Annotated in this window: 17 protein-coding genes; 15 read left to right on the forward strand and 2 right to left on the reverse strand. The window is 47.0% G+C overall.

The window, feature by feature from the left end; translation table 11 throughout:
- Positions 1-263 precede the first annotated feature (263 nt).
- Complete coding sequence (locus tag ICE90_RS05120; protein ID WP_215321835.1) at positions 264-965, reverse strand: Bax inhibitor-1 family protein; 702 nt, start codon at positions 963-965, stop codon at positions 264-266.
- Positions 966-1,225: 260 nt separating this feature from the next.
- Between ICE90_RS05120 and ndk the strand changes: the two genes are divergently transcribed.
- From ndk to ICE90_RS05195, 15 genes are all read left to right on the forward strand, one after another.
- Positions 1,226-1,651, forward strand: a complete 426-nt coding sequence (gene ndk, locus ICE90_RS05125) for a nucleoside-diphosphate kinase (protein ID WP_216191235.1) — start codon at positions 1,226-1,228, stop codon at positions 1,649-1,651.
- Positions 1,652-1,697: 46 nt separating this feature from the next.
- On the forward strand, positions 1,698-2,930 hold the full coding sequence (gene rlmN, locus ICE90_RS05130; RefSeq protein ID WP_215321836.1) for a 23S rRNA (adenine(2503)-C(2))-methyltransferase RlmN: 1,233 nt from the start codon (positions 1,698-1,700) through the stop codon (positions 2,928-2,930).
- 28 nt (positions 2,931-2,958) lie between these two features.
- The gene (gene ispG, locus ICE90_RS05135) at positions 2,959-4,227 is read left to right on the forward strand and encodes a flavodoxin-dependent (E)-4-hydroxy-3-methylbut-2-enyl-diphosphate synthase (protein WP_216157006.1); all 1,269 of its coding nucleotides are present in this window, start codon (positions 2,959-2,961) and stop codon (positions 4,225-4,227) included.
- Positions 4,228-4,244: 17 nt separating this feature from the next.
- Positions 4,245-5,573 (forward strand): histidine--tRNA ligase, encoded by a 1,329-nt coding sequence (gene hisS, locus ICE90_RS05140; RefSeq protein ID WP_216191236.1) that lies wholly within the window; start codon positions 4,245-4,247, stop codon positions 5,571-5,573.
- 48 nt (positions 5,574-5,621) lie between these two features.
- Positions 5,622-6,281 (forward strand): tetratricopeptide repeat protein, encoded by a 660-nt coding sequence (locus ICE90_RS05145; RefSeq protein ID WP_215321839.1) that lies wholly within the window; start codon positions 5,622-5,624, stop codon positions 6,279-6,281.
- Positions 6,281-7,438, forward strand: a complete 1,158-nt coding sequence (bamB, locus tag ICE90_RS05150; RefSeq protein WP_215321840.1) for an outer membrane protein assembly factor BamB — start codon at positions 6,281-6,283, stop codon at positions 7,436-7,438. The genes ICE90_RS05145 and bamB overlap by 1 nt, the downstream gene beginning before the upstream one ends.
- On the forward strand, positions 7,435-8,799 hold the full coding sequence (gene der / locus ICE90_RS05155; protein WP_072582172.1) for a ribosome biogenesis GTPase Der: 1,365 nt from the start codon (positions 7,435-7,437) through the stop codon (positions 8,797-8,799). The genes bamB and der overlap by 4 nt, the downstream gene beginning before the upstream one ends.
- Positions 8,800-8,984: 185 nt before the next feature.
- The gene (gene hfq / locus ICE90_RS05160; RefSeq protein ID WP_072582173.1) at positions 8,985-9,236 is read left to right on the forward strand and encodes an RNA chaperone Hfq; all 252 of its coding nucleotides are present in this window, start codon (positions 8,985-8,987) and stop codon (positions 9,234-9,236) included.
- Positions 9,196-10,470: a GTPase HflX gene (hflX, locus tag ICE90_RS05165; RefSeq protein WP_370624642.1), complete on the forward strand. Its 1,275-nt coding sequence runs from the start codon at positions 9,196-9,198 to the stop codon at positions 10,468-10,470. Before hfq ends, hflX begins: the two co-directional genes overlap by 41 nt.
- Positions 10,460-11,971, forward strand: coding sequence for an FtsH protease activity modulator HflK (hflK, locus tag ICE90_RS05170; protein ID WP_216191237.1), 1,512 nt, complete (start codon positions 10,460-10,462; stop codon positions 11,969-11,971). Before hflX ends, hflK begins: the two co-directional genes overlap by 11 nt.
- Positions 11,971-12,840, forward strand: coding sequence for a protease modulator HflC (gene hflC / locus ICE90_RS05175; RefSeq protein WP_215321842.1), 870 nt, complete (start codon positions 11,971-11,973; stop codon positions 12,838-12,840). Before hflK ends, hflC begins: the two co-directional genes overlap by 1 nt.
- 20 nt (positions 12,841-12,860) lie before the next feature.
- Positions 12,861-14,024: an ATP phosphoribosyltransferase regulatory subunit gene (locus ICE90_RS05180; RefSeq protein ID WP_215321843.1), complete on the forward strand. Its 1,164-nt coding sequence runs from the start codon at positions 12,861-12,863 to the stop codon at positions 14,022-14,024.
- 60 nt (positions 14,025-14,084) lie between these two features.
- A complete protein-coding gene (locus ICE90_RS05185) occupies positions 14,085-15,425 on the forward strand; it encodes an adenylosuccinate synthase (protein ID WP_216191238.1) in 1,341 nt (446 codons plus the stop codon).
- A 60-nt stretch (positions 15,426-15,485) separates the two neighbouring features.
- Entirely contained in the window at positions 15,486-17,702 is a 2,217-nt protein-coding gene (locus ICE90_RS05190; protein WP_216191239.1) for a malate synthase G, read from the forward strand.
- 70 nt (positions 17,703-17,772) lie between these two features.
- The gene (locus ICE90_RS05195; RefSeq protein ID WP_216156988.1) at positions 17,773-18,267 is read left to right on the forward strand and encodes a hypothetical protein; all 495 of its coding nucleotides are present in this window, start codon (positions 17,773-17,775) and stop codon (positions 18,265-18,267) included.
- Here the strand turns inward: ICE90_RS05195 and ICE90_RS05200 are convergent.
- On the reverse strand, positions 18,254-18,769 hold the full coding sequence (locus ICE90_RS05200) for a hypothetical protein (protein WP_216156985.1): 516 nt from the start codon (positions 18,767-18,769) through the stop codon (positions 18,254-18,256). The two genes, ICE90_RS05195 and ICE90_RS05200, sit on opposite strands and share 14 nt — an antisense overlap.

Below are 18,769 nucleotides of genomic sequence, written 5' to 3' on the forward strand. Positions count from 1 at the left end.
AATCATGTCTTATAGAAGAGTAGATTGAGTTTGTGCAGTGATGTATTTCTGCCCAACTTTTTTACCTTCGGGAGAGCGTCATGAAAGCCTCAGATAGTTTTGCAATCTTATTGATCTTGCTTGCACTATCCTATGCTGTGAGTATGTTTGTAGCAACTTAATTATTTAGCTAAACAAACAGACTAAATAGCAGTAGTAAAAAAGGCGCCCGCAGGCGCCTAATGAGAACAACACACTAAAGTTTTAGCGTGTCTTAATCTCCCTTAATCTCGATTACCACCAACAATACCCAAGAGGGCAAGTAAGTTGGTGAAGACGTTATAGACATCTAAATAAATAGCCAGAGTAGCCATGATGTAATTTGTCTCGCCACCATTGATGACGCGTTGAACATCAACCAGGATGAAGGCTGAGAAGATGGCAATGGCTAACACCATCACTGTCAACATCAACGCTGGTAATTGCAGCCAGATATTTGCCAATGAGGCAATGATCAAGAGAAGTACGCCTACCATCAAGAATTTGCCTAGGCCAGAGAAATCACTCTTGCTCACTGTTGCAATGGTTGCCATTGTGGCGAAGATTGCAGCCGTACCGCCAAATGACAACATGATCAATGTCGCACCATTGCTATAGCTATTGAGGGTAAAGCCAATCAAGCGGGACATCATGATGCCCATAAAGAAGGTAAAGCCCAGGAGCAGGAGAACGCCCACGCCTGTATCTTTATTCTTTTCAATTGCCCAGAAGAAGCCAAAGGCTACGGCCATGAAGACGATAAAGCCAATAAATGGACTACCAGAGAAAAGGCTTAGACCCATGGCCACTCCAAGCCAGGCGCCAATCACGGTTGGAATCATGGAGAGCGCCAAGAGGGCATAAGTATTACGGAGAACGCGGTTGCGCACCTGGACATTACTAATTGAGCCGGTTTGGCCAAAGCCGTAAGAGTTCAGATCACTCATATTGACTCCTTCTTTTTCATAGTGAATACAAGAGCCCATGAAGGGCTGTTGAGGTTAAGTATAGACAAAACACCCTAATTTCAAGCCCCCACAGAAAAGACCTACAAATTAAAGGCTTATGCCCTGTAAATTCAAGGGCTTAGCCCTACAGACATAGGGGTAAATACGGTCAGGCAATGTATAATTCGGGGGTCGCTGGAGTGGGGTGGCTTATTGACCTCACCTAGCAAATACCTTTGAAATCACTATTGGAGTCTTGCATGGCAATTGAACGCACCCTTTCTATTATCAAACCTGATGCTGTCGCTAAAAACGTCATCGGCAAAATCTATGACCGTTTTGAATCCGCTGGTTTGAAGATCATTGCTTCCAGAATGGCGCATTTGTCACAAAATGAAGCTGAGCAGTTTTATGGCGTTCATAAAGACCGTCCTTTCTTCAAAGATTTAGTGAGCTTCATGATTTCTGGTCCTGTAATGATTCAAGTGTTGCAAGGCGAAGGCGCTATTGCTAAGAATCGTGACTTGATGGGCGCTACTGATCCGAAGAAGGCAGAAAAAGGCACAATCCGTGCTGACTTTGCTGACAGCATTGATGCAAATGCGGTTCACGGTTCTGATGCTCCTGAAACAGCTGCTGTGGAAGTTGCATTCTTCTTCCCTGGCGTGAATGTTTTCAATCGTTAATCAACGATTGCTAACGAACAACCTATTTAATTTATAAGTAGGCGCAGTGACCTCCCCGCGCGTAAATCTCTTAGATTTTGACGCTGACCAAATGGCAGCGTATGTCGCGGGGTTGAATGAAAAGCCCTTTAGGGCAAAGCAACTCATGCAGTGGATACACCAACGCGGTGTAGCTGACATTAATGATATGAGTGATTTAGCAAAAAGCTTTAGAGCAACTTTGCTAGATAAAGCTGAAGTACTTTCCCTCCCTGTTATCAAAGATGAGCATGCCAATGACGGCACACGCAAGTGGCTATTGGATGTGGGCGCTGGCAATGCGGTCGAGTCTGTGTTTATTCCTGAGGATGATCGAGGCACCTTGTGTATCTCTTCTCAGGCAGGCTGTGCAGTCAATTGCCGTTTTTGCTCAACTGGGCACCAAGGCTTCTCACGCAATCTGACTTCTGGCGAAATCATTGGCCAACTCTGGTTTGCTGAACATCTTTTGCGTAATGACCCCGAGGCTATTCGCAGAATTGAAAAGTTTCCAACGCCAGGCTGGGAACACACGGGTCGTGTGATTTCAAATGTGGTGATGATGGGCATGGGTGAACCCTTGCTCAACTATGACAACGTTGTATCTGCATTGCGCTTGATGCTGGACGATAGGGCGTACGGTTTATCACGCCGTCGTGTGACAGTTTCTACATCAGGTGTAGTGCCGATGATTGATCGTCTCGCACAAGATTGTCCAGTAGCGTTGGCGGTTTCATTGCATGCACCCAATGACGCATTACGTGATCAATTAGTGCCACTCAATCAAAAATATCCCCTGCGTGAACTGCTTGATGCGTGTGAACGTTACTTACCATTTGCGCCAAGAGATTTCTTGACCTTTGAGTATTGCATGCTCGATGGCGTGAATGACTCTGACATCCAAGCAAAAGAATTAGTGCGCTTACTTAGAAACATTAAGTGCAAAATTAATCTCATCCCATTTAATCCTTTCCCGGAGTCTGGCCTCAAGCGCTCATCAGCCCAACGCGTCAATGCTTTTGCCGGTATCCTTTTAGATGCGGGCATGGTGGCTACTGTGCGTAAGACGCGCGGTGATGACATTGCTGCCGCCTGTGGTCAGCTGGCAGGGGATGTAGTCGACCGCACCCGTGTGCGTGAACGTGCTGTTCACAATACTGAGATCGAGCTCACAGAGGTTGGGTCGGATGAAGAGTTTGATGAGGATACCAATCTGGGGCCAAACGAGCATCCCATCGAGTGGCTCAAAAAGCTTAAGTAAAAAATGAGAACCCAACCCATAGATCCTAATGAGCTCTAATCAATCATTGCCACCACTGCCGCTGGGCCCATCCCTTAAGCGTGCAACGCGTCAAGCAACCGTTGCCTGGAAAACCAACATCATTACCGTTGGTGGGGATGCACCAGTACGTGTGCAGTCAATGACTAATACCGATACTGCGGATGCGGTGGGTACTGCAATTCAGGTAAAGGAATTAGCCCGCGCTGGTTCGGAGATGGTGCGTATCACTGTCAATACTCCAGAGGCTGCTGCTGCAGTTCCCTATATTCGTGAGCAGTTGGACAAGATGGATGTCTTGGTGCCATTGATTGGCGACTTCCATTACAACGGGCATACTTTATTAAATGATTTTCCGGAGTGCGCTAAAGCCCTCTCGAAGTACCGCATCAATCCAGGCAATGTGGGTAAGGGCGCCAAGCGCGATCCACAATTCGCGCAAATGATTGAAGCCGCTTGCAAATACGACAAGCCTATTCGAATTGGTGTGAACTGGGGCAGCTTGGATCAAGAGCTTCTGGCTTCGATCATGGATGGCAATGCAGCTCTGGCAAATCCAAAAACTGCTCAAGAAGTGATGATTGAGGCTTTGATTCAGTCGGCTTTGCAGTCAGCAGAAAAAGCAGTTGAGTTTGGTATGAATCCTGATCAGATTTTGCTTTCTTGCAAAGTTAGCAATGTTCAAGATTTAGTTGCTGTGTATCGTGATCTATCTCGACGCTCTGACTATCCGCTGCATTTGGGTTTAACTGAAGCAGGCATGGGTAGCAAAGGCATTGTTTCCTCTACTGCAGCAATGAGTATTTTGTTGCAAGAAGGTATTGGCGATACGATTCGCGTTTCATTAACGCCTGATCCAGGTGCTCCTCGTGAAAATGAAGTCATCGTTGCCCAAGAAATATTACAAACCATGGGCTTGCGTAATTTCACGCCAATGGTGATTGCATGTCCAGGTTGCGGCAGAACTACTAGCACTACCTTTCAAGAGTTAGCGGCGAATATCCAGTCTTATTTGCGCCAACAAATGCCTCTTTGGAAGAAAACCCATCCTGGCGTAGAAAATATGAATGTTGCTGTAATGGGGTGCATCGTCAATGGCCCAGGCGAAAGCAAACATGCCAATATTGGTATTTCTTTACCAGGAACTGGTGAAAGCCCTGCGGCGCCAGTGTTTGTCGATGGAGTTAAAGTCAAAACGCTACGTGGTGAGAAAATTGCCGAAGAGTTTCAGGTGATCGTAGATGACTATGTTAAACAAAACTACGCTGCCAAGCTTTAACAAGAAGAATAATAAAAATGACTGACGAGAACAAGCAAACTAAAGTCCAGAAAACTCAAAAGATAAATGGCGTGCGCGGTATGAATGATTTACTGCCAGCGGATGCGGCGCAGTGGGCTCATCTTGAGCATGTATTGCGTGATTTAACTCGTGCTTACGGCTATGAGTTTTTGCGAACACCTATTGTTGAGGCAACTGCCGTATTCCAGCGTGGCATCGGTGAGGTTACCGATATTGTTGAAAAAGAAATGTATTCGTTCGAGGATCGCTTGAATGGCGAGCAACTCACCTTACGCCCTGAGGGTACTGCCGCATTAGTGCGCTCTGTAATTGAAAATAATTTGTTATACGAAGGGCCTAAGCGTCTTTGGTACACCGGACCGATGTTCCGTCATGAGCGCCCACAGCGTGGTCGCTATCGCCAGTTCCACCAGTTTGGTGTTGAGGCCTTAGGCTTTGCCGGACCTGATATTGATGCTGAAATCATTCTCATGGGTCAGCGTTTATGGGACGAGTTGGGATTGAAGGGCGTTCGTTTAGAAATGAACTCCCTAGGTCAGGCCCCTGAGCGTGCTGAACACCGCGCCGCATTGGTTACTTACTTTGAGAAAAATCAATCGCAGCTAGACGAAGATTCACAGCGTCGTCTCATTACCAATCCCTTGCGTATCTTGGATTCTAAAAATCCAGAGATGCAGGCATTGATTGAGGGCGCACCAAAATTATTGGATTTCTTGGGCGAAGAGTCGCTGAAGCATTTCAATGCGGTACAGGCATTAATTAAAGCAAATAACATCCCCTGCAAAATTAATCCTCGTTTAGTTCGTGGCCTTGATTACTACAACCTCACTGTATTTGAGTGGGTGACTGATGAATTAGGTGCTCAAGGCACTATTGCTGGCGGTGGACGCTATGACCCATTAATTGAGCGTATGGGAGGCAAAGCCGCGCCGGCTTGTGGTTGGGCGATGGGTATGGAACGGGTTCTAGAATTAATGAAGGTTTCTGGATCATTGCCAGAAGCTCAGGCTCAATGCGATATTTTTGTATTGCATCAAGGTGGCGAGACGTTGACTGCCTCCATGATCATCGCTGAACGCTTGCGGAGCGCTGGAATCGATACCATCCTGTTCTGTCCTCCTGATGGTCAATCAGCCAGCTTTAAGTCCCAAATGAAGAAGGCTGATAGTAGTGGGGCTGCCTTTGCGGTCATTATTGGACCCGATGAATTAGCCAAGAATGAGGCGCAACTCAAGGACTTGCGCGGTACGGGCGAGCAGAAGTCTGTACCCCTGGATGATGTCTTAGGTGCTGCAATTGATGCCTTGGTAGGCGCCTCCGAATAGAATTAAGCTAATACATACTAATTACCTATTAAATAAGTTTGGATTGACATGCCTTTAGATCTAGAAGAACAAGAACAATTAGACCAATTCAAAGCGTTTTGGCAAAAGTACCGCAACCTCATTACCGGTGTGGTTACGGTTGCGTTGTTTGCTTACGCCGCATACAGTGGATATCAATGGTGGCGCAATAGTCAGGCGCTCGAAGCCTCGAAGCTTTATGAAACGATGGTGGGCGCTATTGCTAAAGGTGATAAAGATCAGACTCTGCGCGCAACAGATGATTTACAAAAAGATTATGGCCGCACACCTTACGCAGCAATGTCTAGTTTGATCGCCGCACGGATCGCATCAGACGCAGGTGATACCGCGAAGGCTTTGGATTATTTGCGTTGGGCGGCAAAGAATGCATCTAATGATGGTTATCTTGGATTGGCGAAATTACGCCTAGTAACTCTATTGATTGAGCAGGGCAGTGAAAAAGATTTTGCAGAGGCTGATCAAATATTGAATGAGAAACCGATTGCTGGTTTTGAATCTTTATGGCTTGAGCGTCGTGGCGATTGGTATTTGGCGCAAAAGAAAAATGAGCAAGCTAAAGTAAGCTATCAAGATGCCTGGAAAAAATTAGACCAAGCAAAAGAATTTCCTGAAGAGGCGCGTCGCCTTCTCAAGGTTAAATTAGATGCTGTTGGAGGAGTTGCTCAGTGATGACTAAAGAAATCAAGCGTTTACCGATGTGCTTAGGCGCCGCCTTGGTATTGGGTGCCGTGGTAATTGCTTTAGCCGCATGCTCTGGTAGCTCCAGAGTAAGGAAGCCCGCTGATTTAGTGACCGTTACCAATCAATTTGATTTGCAGCCTGTATGGTCAACTAGCATTGGTTCATCTGAATCCTTTAACTTTCATCCTATTGTTGCTGGCGATGCGGTGTATGCAGCCTCTCATGGTGGTAACTTGGCAAAGATTGATTTAGCAACCGGCAATAAGGTCTGGTCAGTATCCGTTCCTGAGAATTTATCGGTTGGCCCTGGCTCTGATGGCCGTACTACTGTTGCCGTTACCACCAAGGGGGTGGTCTACGCCTATGACGATACTGGTAAGCCGATGTGGAATGTCAGCGTTGGTAGTGAAGTATTGAGTGAGCCAGTGGTAGCCGGTGGCGTTGTCGTAGTGCGCGCGCTAGACAATCGCTTCATTGGACTGGATGCGCTAACGGGCGCTAAAAAATGGACTTATCAGCGTCAACAGGCTGCATTGTCATTGCGTGTTGGCTACGGCATGCTGGCTATTGGCAATGAAGTCATCGTTACTGGTTTCACTGGTGGGCGCTTTGGGATGATTGCTATTGCTAATGGCGGCTTAGTTTGGGAGACGCCAGTTTCTTTTCCTAAGGGCTTCTCAGAGATTGAGCGCTTGAATGATGTCACCGCTAAACCAAGTATGGAAGGCGATATCCTCTGCGCAGTCTCTTATCAAGGACGTATTGGTTGCGGGCAGGCTCGTACAGGCAACCTTTTATGGTTCAAAGACTATTCAAGTTATACCGGTACCTCACAAAGCACCGACATGGTTTTCTCGGCAAACGATAAGTCTTATGTCACCGCCTTTGCAACAAAAGACGGCACTCAAGTTTGGGAAAACACGCAGCTGACATTCCGTGATGTTGGTGAGTCGCTTGCGGTAGGTAGGGTGCTACTCATGGGTGATGCTCAAGGTTATATCCATGCATTTTCACAGGCGAATGGCGAGATGGTTGCGCGTATTCGTCACGACAGTAGTCCAATCTCGGCTGCCCCCATTGCGGTAGGTGGCCTCATCTTGGTTCAATCTCAAGGTGGAAAAATAGCGGCGTACAGTCCAAAATGAATCCAGTCATCACTATCGTCGGCCGTCCTAATGTGGGAAAGTCGACTCTCTTTAATCGCTTAACGCGTTCACGTGATGCATTGGTGGCTGACTTTTCTGGCCTAACCAGAGATCGACACTACGGCAAAGGTCGTATTGGTGAGCGCGCTTTTATTTGCGTAGACACCGGTGGTTTTGAGCCAGTAGCCAAGACCGGCATTGTGGCTGAGATGGCAAAGCAGACCAAGCAAGCCGTTGCTGAATCTGACATTGTGATTTTCTTGGTTGACGGTCGTCTTGGTATGGCTCCACAAGATCGTGTCATCGCTGATTTCTTACGTAAGACTGGTCGACCCGTTATCCTCGCAGTTAATAAAACAGAAGGCATGCAGGCTGGCGTTGTCACAGCCGACTTCCATGAGCTTGGTTTAGGTGAGCCGTTCCCAATTTCTTCAGCACATGGCGATGGCGTGCGTGGCTTGATCGATGACGCATTAGATTCCCTTGGCATTGCAGAGCCAGATGAGGATGAATTGGCTAACGATCCAAATCGTCCAATGAAGATCGCCGTAGTAGGGCGACCTAACGTTGGCAAGTCAACACTGATTAACAAATTAATCGGTGAAGAGCGCGTCATTGCATTTGATATGCCAGGTACCACCCGTGATGCGATCGAAGTTCCCTTTGAGCGCAATGGCAAGCCTTACATCTTGGTTGACACTGCAGGCTTGCGTCGCCGTGGAAAAGTTTTTGAAGCGATTGAAAAGTTTTCTGTTGTTAAAACATTGCAAGCGATTGCTGACTGTAATGTGGTGATCTTGATGTTAGATGCTCAGCAAGATATTTCGGAGCAAGATGCACACATCGCTGGATTTATTGTGGAAGCTGGCCGCGCTTTAGTGGTTGCAGTGAACAAGTGGGATGGTTTGGATGCTTATGTAAAAGAGCGCGCTCGATTAGAGATTGCGCAAAAGCTACGCTTCCTCGATTTTGCAAACGTCCACCCAATCTCCGCTAAAAAGGGTACAGGGCTTAAGGAGCTCTTTAAGGATGTGGATTCTGCATATGCAGCCGCAATGGCAAAACTACCAACCCCACGCTTAACCCGTATTTTGCAAGAGGCGATTGAGCATCAACAGCCTAAACGCGTTGGTATGGGTCGTCCTAAATTGCGTTATGCCCATCAAGGGGGCATGAACCCTCCAATTGTGGTCATTCATGGTACATCCTTGAGTGGGGTGACGGATAGCTACAAGCGATACTTAGAAGGTCGCTTTAGGGATGTCTTTAAATTACGCGGTACGCCTCTGCGTATTCAGATGAATACCGCTAAAAACCCCTACGTAGAAGCGGATAAGGGTAAAAAAGGCAAAAAGCGTTAATTTAAGCTGAGTTTTATCTTTCATTCGAAATGGGCTTGATTTTTTCCAAAATCAGCCCAATATAGAGGGCTGATTGAGTAGTTTGTAATAAATGATTTGTAGTGAAGGTTTGTAGTGAATTGGTATTTAATAAAAAAGCAAGACTCCCAAAAAAGTAATAAAGCAAAAAATAATTAAGGAGCAGTATGAGTAATAGCAACCCCAACAAAATTCAATTACTTCAGGACCCTTTTCTCAATGCTTTGCGCAAAGAGCATGTTCCTGTTTCGATCTATCTTGTAAACGGCATTAAGTTACAGGGCAATATTGAATCTTTTGATCAATATGTTGTCCTCTTGCGTAATACCGTGACACAGATGGTTTACAAACATGCAATCTCCACGATCGTTCCCGCTCGTGCGATTGATTTCCGTTTGGAAGAAGCTAGCCCTGTATAAAACTGGAGTAGATGCGGCACGCGCCGTTCTGGTTGGTGTAGATACAGGACGCGAGGATTTTGCAGATAGCATGGCTGAGCTCAGTCTTTTAGCTGACAGCGCCGGCTCTATACCTGCAGCCAGTGTTATCGCACGCAAGGGCAAAACTGACCCCGCCTTATTTATTGGTTCGGGCAAGGCTAACGAACTCAAGAGGGTGATGGAGGAGCAGGGGGCAGAACTTGCCATCTTTAATCACCCGCTATCCCCAACCCAGCAACGCAATTTAGAACGTCACATTGGCTTTCATGTAATGGATCGCACAGGCTTGATTTTGGATATCTTTAGCCAAAGAGCGCAAAGTCATATTGGTAAGACGCAAGTTGAGCTTGCACAGGTCCGCTATCGCATGTCACGCTTAGTGAGAGCCTGGAGTCATTTGGAGCGTCAACGCGGCGGTATTGGTGTGCGTGGCGGCCCTGGTGAAACGCAGATGGAGTTAGATCGCCGGATGCTAGCCACTAAAGCAAAGCGCTTGGAAAATGAGCTTGAAAAGCTGCAGCGTCAGCAAAGAACCCAAAGACGTTCCCGAAATCGTAGAGATGTGTTTTCGGTCTCCTTGGTTGGATATACCAATGCTGGTAAATCCACCTTATTTAATGCCCTAACCAAAGCCGGGACTTATGCTGCTGACCAGTTATTTGCCACTCTGGATACCACTTCTAGAAGGGTCCATCTAAAGGGGGTTGGTTCCATTGTGGTCTCTGACACGGTTGGATTTATCCGGGATTTGCCTCACCAGTTAGTAGAGGCTTTTAGAGCCACCTTGGATGAAACCATCCATGCCGACCTGATTTTGCATGTCATTGATGCCTGTAGCCCTGTAGCTAGAGAGCAAAAAGCGGAAGTTGAAGCGGTTTTGGAGGAAATCGGGGCAGATGACATCCCCCGTATCGAGGTCATGAATAAGATTGACCAGATGCCTCTAACCTTCACCCGTGGGGCTGTTTTAGAGCGGGATGGGGAGGGTATTCCGAGCCAGGTTTTCCTGTCGGCCAAGACGGGCTTGGGCCTTGATTTACTCCGTTCAGCCTTGGCCGAATGCTCCCAAATGACTGATAGAATAAGGGTCGAGCACAACCGTGCCAAGAAGCAATTGGCCCCGGATGAGTTTTTAGAGCCTTTACCCGAACGACCAGAAACTTCTGAATTTAATCCGATTGCCAAGCGAAGCTATTTTTCAAATGATGCGTAAATTTCTCGACCTGTTTTCGGTCAATGATCCAGGTTGGGGCAATAGCCACAATGCCGGTGGATCCAAAGATGCCAAAGATGGGCAGGGAAATGAACAAGCCCCCAAAGCAGATCCAGAAACTAATAAGCCGGTAGAGACTCAACCAACGAATCAGCCAACTAAGCCAGACGGCCCACCAGACTTGGACGAGCTTTGGCGCGATTTCAATGACAGAATTGCCGGTATCTTTGGTGGCAAGAAAACACCAGGCGCAACAGGCAGTCCTACTGGTAGGCCAACGAATAAACCAAACAGCACCGATATTCCCCCACCTTCACAACGCGGAAATGGCGGTAACGGTGGTGGTAATGGCGGCATCAATGCGCCTAACTTTAATTTCAATAATCCATTTGGATCTAAAGCAAGCATTCTTGTTGCTGGAGCGCTGGTCTTCTTTGTGTGGATCTGCAGTGGCTTCTTCATTATTCAAGAAGGGCAGGCTGGCGTTATCTTAACTTTTGGTAAGTACGATTACACCGCTAAGCCGGGTATTAACTGGCATATGCCTTGGCCAATTCAGTCTGAAGAGACTGTGAATTTATCAGGAGTTCGCTCTGTAGAAGTAGGGCGCCCCGTATTAATCAAGGCTACCAATCAAAAAGATTCTTCAATGCTCACCGAAGATGAAAACATCATCGATGTGCGCTTTGCTGTGCAATACCGCCTCAAGGATCCTACGGATTACTTATTTAATAACCGTGATCCTGATGCGGCGGTAGTGCAAGCTGCTGAAACGGCTGTGCGTGAAATCGTTGCTCGCAGCAAGATGGATACTGTACTGTACGAGGGTCGTGAAAAGATTGGTATCGATTTAGCCAACTCAATTCAGAAGATTTTGGACAGTTACAAAACGGGCATTTACGTGACTAGCGTAACCGTCCAAAACGTTCAGCCACCAGAACAAGTTCAAGCAGCGTTTGATGATGCAGTAAAAGCGGGTCAAGACCAGGAGCGCTTGAAGAGCGAAGGCCAGGCTTATGCCAATGACATTATTCCGCGCGCCAAAGGTACTGCAGCCCGCCTGATTCAGGAGGCTGAGGGATACAAGGCTCGTGTAGTTGCTACTGCAGAGGGCGATGCCACACGTTTTAAACAAATATTGGTTGAATACTCTAAGGCGCCTCAAGTTACTCGTGATCGCATGTATATCGATAGCATGCGCGAGATGTATAACAACGTGACCAAAATCTTGGTTGATACCACCAAGAGCAATAGTCTCTTATATCTCCCACTCGATAAGATCGTTGCACAGGTGAGTGCTGAAAGTGCTCAAGCGGCAAATACACAGGCAAATCAGTCTGGTACCAACACTCCAACTGGTAGCGTGACAGTTGGTGGTGCCACTGGAGTAAATACTCCAGCCCCAACTTCCAGTGCTGCTCCTGCAGCTCCAGTGTCAGCTGTGAATAACTCTACCGATAAACGTGATGGTCTCCGTAGTCGTGATCGGGAGTCCAGATAATGAATGCCAATCGTTTAATCGCTGCAGGTATTGGCTTTATTGCGCTGATTTATGTTCTGTCCTCTAGTATTTTTGTCGTTGATCAACGTCAGTTCGCTGTGGTGTTCTCATTTGGACAGATTGTTCGTGTGATTGAGAAGCCGGGCATACAAATAAAGTTCCCAGCGCCATTTGAAAACGTGCGCTTCTTCGATCGTCGCATCTTGACAATCGATAATCCAGAAGCAGAGCGTTTTATTACTGCTGAGAAGAAAAACTTATTGGTAGATTCTTATGTGAAGTGGCGCATTGTTGATCCACGAAAATTCTTTATCAGCTTCAAAGGCGATGAGCGCTTAGCTCAGGATCGCTTAACCCAATTGGTTCGTTCCGCCCTGAATGAAGAATTCACTAAACGCACTGTGCGTGAGTTAATTTCTGATCAGCGTGAAGAGGTGATGCAGGGTATTCGCAAGAAGGTTGCTGATGATGCCTCTGATATCGGCGTAGAGATTGTTGATGTGCGCTTAAAGCGTGTTGACCTCTTGGCAGAAATCAGTGATTCTGTATATCGCCGTATGGAAGCAGAGCGTAAGCGTGTGGCTAATGAGCTCCGCTCCACGGGTGCTGCAGAATCCGACAAGATTCGTGCGAATGCAGAGCGTCAACGTGACACTATCCTGGCGGAAGCTTATCGCGATGCCCAAAAGATTAAAGGGGCAGGGGACGCTAAAGCGACTGCACTCTATGCAGAGGCGTTTGGGCGCGACCCCCAGTTTGCTCAGTTCTATCAAAGCCTAGAAGCCTATAGAAGTTCTTTTAAGGACAAGAAGGACATTATGGTGGTTGAGCCGAATGGTGAGTTCTTTAAGTTCCTGCACAAAAAATAAGAAAGCGAATAGTCCACATCATGAATCGCTGGTTACTTCCTGAAGATATTGCAGACGTTTTGCCCGCTGAGGCTCGCAAAGTTGAGTCATTGCGTCGTGCTATTTTGGATTTGTATCAATCCTATGGTTATGAGTTGGTTGCCCCTCCTATTTTGGAGTTTTTAGATTCCCTATTAACCGGCACTGGCTCCGATCTTAATCTGCAAACTTTTAAATTGGTAGACCAGTTATCTGGGCGCACCTTAGGTTTGCGTGCAGACATGACTCCGCAAGTTGCTCGTATTGATGCACATCTCTTGAATCGTGCTGGCGTCACTCGTCTTTGCTATGCCGGATCCGTTGCGCACGCTCGCACACCAGTTGGTAGCTCAGCGCGTGAAGAGTTGCAGTTGGGCGCAGAGATCTATGGATGTGCCACTTGGGAAGCTGATCTAGAGGCTATCACCTTGCTTCTCAAAACACTGTCTCTTGCAGGCCTAGAAAAGGTTTACCTCGATTTATCTCATGCGGGCATTTTGGCGGGTATCTTAGATGGCCAGAATTTAGATAAAGCAACGGTTGAAGCTTTGTATAGCCTTTTGCAAAGCAAGGATCGTCCTCGCTTAAGTCAGTGGGCGGCGTGTTTGCCTGCGAATGTTGCTAAAGCGCTGATGGCCTTGACTGAGTTAAATGGCCCTTGTGCTGAAGTGTTGGCAAAGGCTAAGAAAGACTTGCCTAAGCACGTAGCAATTGATCAGGCTTTGGCAGATCTGGAGCGTTTAGTTTCAGCTGCAGCGAAGTTATCTGTCAACTTAGAGCTCAGTATTGATTTGGCCGATCTTCGTGGCTATCAATATCACAGTGGTGTGATGTTCGCGGCTTATATAGATCAGTTGCCTCAGCCTATTGCCAGAGGTGGTCGATACGATCATGTGGGTCAGGCCTTTGGTCGCCCTCGTCCAGCAACCGGATTTTCGTTAGATCTTTTGACTCTTGCAGGCTTATCACCCATGAAGGTGCGCAAGTTGGCTATCTTGGCTCCTTGGGTTGAGGATGCTGCATTAAGCAAGGCAATCACCGCTTTGAGAAGTCAGGGCGAGGTGGTGATACAGATTCCAGTAGGAACAGCAGCAGAAGCTGCCGAGTATGAATGTGATCGAGAACTGGTAAAGCAGGGCAGCTCTTGGGAAGTAAAAAAGAAGTAAAGCAATCAATTTGGCATTAAGCAGTTAACTTATTTTGTAATTATCTTTTTGGATTTCATTATGTCTTCAACGCAGCAAGCAAAAGGTCGTAACGTAGTTGTCATTGGCACCCAGTGGGGTGATGAAGGCAAGGGTAAGGTAGTGGATTGGTTGACTGACCATGCACAAGCAGTAGTTCGCTTTCAAGGTGGACACAACGCCGGCCATACATTAATCATAGGCGACAAGAAGACCATTCTTCGTTTGATTCCTTCTGGAATCATGCATAAAAACGTGATTTGCTATATCGGTAACGGCGTGGTGCTTTCACCAGAGGCGCTCTTTAAAGAGATCGGCGAGCTCGAGGCTGCTGGTTTAGATGTTCAGTCCCGTCTCAAAATTTCTGAAGCAACCACTCTAATTCTGCCTTATCACGTAGCTATTGATCATGCTCGCGAGAAAAAGCGCGGTGAGGCCAAGATTGGCACAACTGGTCGCGGCATCGGACCTGCGTATGAGGATAAAGTAGCTCGTCGTGCTTTGCGTGTGCAAGATTTGTTCTACCCAGAGAAATTTGCTGAGCAATTGCGAGAGAATTTGGAATACCATAATTTCATGCTCACAAATTACTACGGTGCTGAGCCAGTAAGCTATGAGAAGACTTTAGCTGAGGCAATGTCTTATGCAGAGCGTCTTAAGCCAATGGTGGTGGATGTATCCAGTGCCTTGTATGCTGCCGAGCAATCTGGTCAAAACTTGTTATTTGAAGGTGCGCAGGGCACATTGCTCGATATCGATCACGGCACCTATCCCTATGTAACCTCCAGTAACTGTGTAGCAGGTAATGCTGCTGCAGGTTCAGGGGTTGGGCCAGACTCTTTGCAATACATTTTAGGTATTACGAAGGCTTACTGCACACGCGTTGGTGCCGGCCCATTCCCAAGTGAGCTATATGACCATGACAATCCTGCAAGACAAGATCCGATTGGCGTGCGTTTGGCTGAAGTAGGTAAAGAATTTGGTTCTGTCACTGGACGCCCACGTCGTACTGGCTGGCTAGATGCTGCTGCTTTGAAGCGCTCGATTCAGATCAATGGCCTATCTGGTCTTTGCATTACTAAGCTAGATGTCCTTGATGGCTTTGAAACTATTCGCTTATGCGTTGGTTATCACCTTGATGGCAAGAAGTTAGATGTATTGCCGCGTGGCGCGGAATCAGTTGCCCGTTGCGAGCCAATTTATGAGGATTTCCCGGGTTGGAAGGGTACAACTTTCGGCATTCGCGAGTGGGATAAGTTGCCCGCCGAAGCCCAAAAGTTCCTTCGTCGTATCGAGGAGGTAGCTGGTAAGCCGATTGCAATGGTATCTACAGGCCCAGAGCGTGATGAAACCATTCTTCTCCAACATCCTTTCCAGGATTGATGGAAAATATTTAATCAACCATATTTATTAACTTTCGCTTTAGAGACAAAGGTTCACAACATGACTGCGCGCACTACTTGCAATAGCCTCCAGGTGGCAACTCCCTTATATAGATTCATCGAAGACAAAGTACTTCCGGGTACTGGTATTAAGAGTGCCGCTTTTTGGAAAGGTTTTGATGAGATCGTTAAAGATCTCACGCCAAAAAATGATGCCTTGCTCGCAAAGCGCGATCGCATTCAGTTGGATTTGGACAAATGGCACCAAGCCAATCCAGGCCCAATCAAGGATATGCCTGCGTACCGCAAGTTTTTGAAAGAGATCGACTACTTAGTTGATGTGCCGGGAAAAATTACTGCAACCACCAAGAATGTAGATGATGAGTTGGCTCTGCAAGCTGGCCCTCAATTAGTGGTTCCAGTGCTTAATGCACGCTATGCCTTAAATGCTGCTAATGCACGTTGGGGCTCTTTATATGATGCCCTCTATGGCACTGATGTTCTCTCAGAAGAAGATGGCGCAACCAAGACTGGCGCTTACAACCCAATTCGTGGTGCAAAAGTAGTTGCATACGCTCGCAATTTCTTGGATCAAGCTGCACCATTGGCTAAAGGTTCGCACCGTGATTCAGTTGCGTACTCTGTTGATGGCAATAAGCTGTCCGTTAAATTAAAAGACGGCACTACAACAGGTTTAGCGGATGAGAAGCAATTTGTTGGCTACCAAGGTGAGGCAGCAGCGCCAAGCTCTATCTTGTTGCGCAATAACGGTGTTCATATTGATATTGAAATCAATAAGACTAAAACGATTGGTGCTAGCGATCCTGCAGGCATCAATGATGTTGTCCTCGAGGCTGCACTCTCCACTATTTTGGATTTGGAAGACTCGATTGCTGCCGTTGACGGTGACGATAAGGTGCTTGCTTATGAAAACTGGTTAGGCATTTTAAAAGGTACTTTAGTTGAGGAGGTGAAGAAGGGCGATAAGACAATTACTCGCTCACTAAACCCAGATCGCAAGTACAAAGCCGGTATCGGCGCTGTTGATGCAAAAGATGGTGTGGTAACTTTGCATGGCCGTTCACTCTTGTTCCTTCGTAACGTTGGGCATTTAATGACGAACCCAGCCATCATTACTGGCGAAGGTAAAGAAATCTATGAAGGTATATTGGATGCGGTAGTGACTGTATTGATTGCTTTATACGACATCAATCGTCCAGCAAGCCAAACCATTGGTAATACTCGCAAGGGTTCTGTTTATATCGTGAAGCCAAAAATGCACAGCCCAGAAGAAGTCGCTTTCGCAGGCGAGCTCTTTGGGCGTGTTGAGAAATTACTCGGCTTACCAGCAGACACTGTGAAACTGGGCATCATGGACGAAGAGCGTCGCATGAGTGCAAATATCAAGGCGGCTATTGCTGCTGCCGGTGCGCGCGTAGCCTTTATTAATACTGGCTTCCTAGATCGTACTGGTGATGAAATGCACACAGCGATGTATGCAGGTCCAATGATGCGCAAAGGTGATATGAAAACCAGCAAGTGGTTATCCGCTTACGAGCGTCGTAACGTATTTGCAGGATTGGATTGTGGCTTGCGTGGCCGCGCTCAAATCGGTAAGGGTATGTGGGCAATGCCAGACATGATGAAGGCCATGGTTGAGCAGAAGATTGTTCATCCTAAAGCAGGCGCAAACACTGCTTGGGTGCCATCACCAACAGCAGCAACCTTGCATGCGCTGCATTATCATCAAGTAAACGTGGCTGAACTCCAAAAAGAAATGGAAAAGCTCGATACAGCCGCTGAAGCAGAAGCGCTAATCGATGATTTGTTGACTATTCCAGTGGTTGAAAAGGCCAACTGGTCTAAGGAAGAAATTCAGCAAGAGTTGGATAACAATTGCCAAGGTATCTTGGGTTATGTGGTGCGTTGGATTGATCAAGGCGTTGGTTGCTCCAAGGTGCCTGATATTCATAACGTAGGCTTGATGGAAGACCGTGCGACTTTGCGTATCTCCAGCCAGCATATCGCTAACTGGTTGCTCAATGGCATTGTGACTGCTGATCAAGTCAACGAGACCTTGCAACGTATGGCTAAAGTAGTTGATAGTCAAAATGCTGGCGATTCTTTGTATCAGCCAATGATGCCTAACTACCAAGATTCATATGCCTATAAAGCAGCGAGCGATCTGATTTTCAAAGGTCTTGAGCAGCCTAACGGCTACACAGAGCCTTTGCTGCATGCATGGCGTTTAGAGGTAAAGAAGGCGCACGCTAAGTAATCTAGCCGACGCTTTAAGTAAAAATGGATTTGCCCAAAAAGCAAATCCATTTTTTATTACACACCGTCAAATGTTTGCATTTTTAAACCCATTCGCCAAGTCATATCCCAGGTTTCCATTTCAGTTTGATGATGGCGGAAGGGGGGCGGCTGGCTTTAAAGGTGGCGCAGGAGATTGTGTTGTCAGATCTATTGCCATTGCCGCAAGCCTGCCTTATATGCAGGTCTATGAGGATTTAAGACTGGCAAATGAGAGTTACGCCCAACTGAAAAATGACCGCCTTGCTAAAAGGCTCAACGTCAAAGGTTCGTCACCCAGAAACGGTAATCACCGGAATGTCTTTCATGACTATATCCTAGCCCAAGGTTTTGAGTGGGTGCCCACTATGAAAGTAGGGGCGGGCTGTCAGGTTCACCTACGCCCCGACGAGCTACCCAAAGAAATGCTGATTGCTAGGGTTTCGAAGCATCTCACCGCGATCATTGATGGCGTGATTCACGATACACACGATCCCTCAAGAGGCGGAAATCGTTGTGTCTATGGGTACTACGTTAAGAGGCGGTAGGATCTTTCTGGCGATGTTTTATATTCCACGCTGCCTTAAAGGTGTTGGTCATTCCAATCATGGTTGAGGTGGTCCATGCGATTGAGAATAATCCTGAAAAGGAAATAAAGAAGGCAAGACTTTTCCAGCCATTGGGTAGGATGTCTGAGACGAAGCCTACTGTGGTGTAGCAGCTACCCACGAAGAGTAGCGTCTGTAAACCGTCGTCGATTAATCTGAGGTTGGTGATATAGACGGTCCAAATGATAATTTCTGTGAGGTGAATAAGGGCGATGATTAAAAAAGAGGCGTAGAAGTGATAAAAAACGCGGTCATACTGCTTCTTCTTGAGATTTTGATCGGTTAACCTCTCAAAGCGAATCATGACGTAATTAATCAGGCCGCCATGGAAAGCAACTACCATGATCAGGCCCAGTAACCCATAAAGTGCATCTCTCACTAGGGGCAGAAGTGGGATGCCAGCTAAGGATGTTTGGGCTACAACGTCTGGGGTAATTGGCAT

It is taken from the genome of Polynucleobacter sp. AP-RePozz3-80-G7, assembly GCF_018882145.1.
GTDB lineage: Bacteria > Pseudomonadota > Gammaproteobacteria > Burkholderiales > Burkholderiaceae > Polynucleobacter.

Coding starts and splice junctions, on each gene's coding strand:
- ICE90_RS05120 (WP_215321835.1), bottom strand. CDS start 965: ATGAGTGATCTGAACTCTTACGGCTTTGGCCAAACCGGCTCAATTAGT.
- ndk (WP_216191235.1), top strand. CDS start 1,226: ATGGCAATTGAACGCACCCTTTCTATTATCAAACCTGATGCTGTCGCT.
- ispG (WP_216157006.1), top strand. CDS start 2,959: ATGAGCTCTAATCAATCATTGCCACCACTGCCGCTGGGCCCATCCCTT.
- hisS (WP_216191236.1), top strand. CDS start 4,245: ATGACTGACGAGAACAAGCAAACTAAAGTCCAGAAAACTCAAAAGATA.
- ICE90_RS05145 (WP_215321839.1), top strand. CDS start 5,622: ATGCCTTTAGATCTAGAAGAACAAGAACAATTAGACCAATTCAAAGCG.
- bamB (WP_215321840.1), top strand. CDS start 6,281: ATGACTAAAGAAATCAAGCGTTTACCGATGTGCTTAGGCGCCGCCTTG.
- der (WP_072582172.1), top strand. CDS start 7,435: ATGAATCCAGTCATCACTATCGTCGGCCGTCCTAATGTGGGAAAGTCG.
- hfq (WP_072582173.1), top strand. CDS start 8,985: ATGAGTAATAGCAACCCCAACAAAATTCAATTACTTCAGGACCCTTTT.
- hflK (WP_216191237.1), top strand. CDS start 10,460: ATGATGCGTAAATTTCTCGACCTGTTTTCGGTCAATGATCCAGGTTGG.
- hflC (WP_215321842.1), top strand. CDS start 11,971: ATGAATGCCAATCGTTTAATCGCTGCAGGTATTGGCTTTATTGCGCTG.
- ICE90_RS05180 (WP_215321843.1), top strand. CDS start 12,861: ATGAATCGCTGGTTACTTCCTGAAGATATTGCAGACGTTTTGCCCGCT.
- ICE90_RS05185 (WP_216191238.1), top strand. CDS start 14,085: ATGTCTTCAACGCAGCAAGCAAAAGGTCGTAACGTAGTTGTCATTGGC.
- ICE90_RS05190 (WP_216191239.1), top strand. CDS start 15,486: ATGACTGCGCGCACTACTTGCAATAGCCTCCAGGTGGCAACTCCCTTA.
- ICE90_RS05195 (WP_216156988.1), top strand. CDS start 17,773: ATGTTTGCATTTTTAAACCCATTCGCCAAGTCATATCCCAGGTTTCCA.
- ICE90_RS05200 (WP_216156985.1), bottom strand. CDS start 18,769: ATGCCAATTACCCCAGACGTTGTAGCCCAAACATCCTTAGCTGGCATC.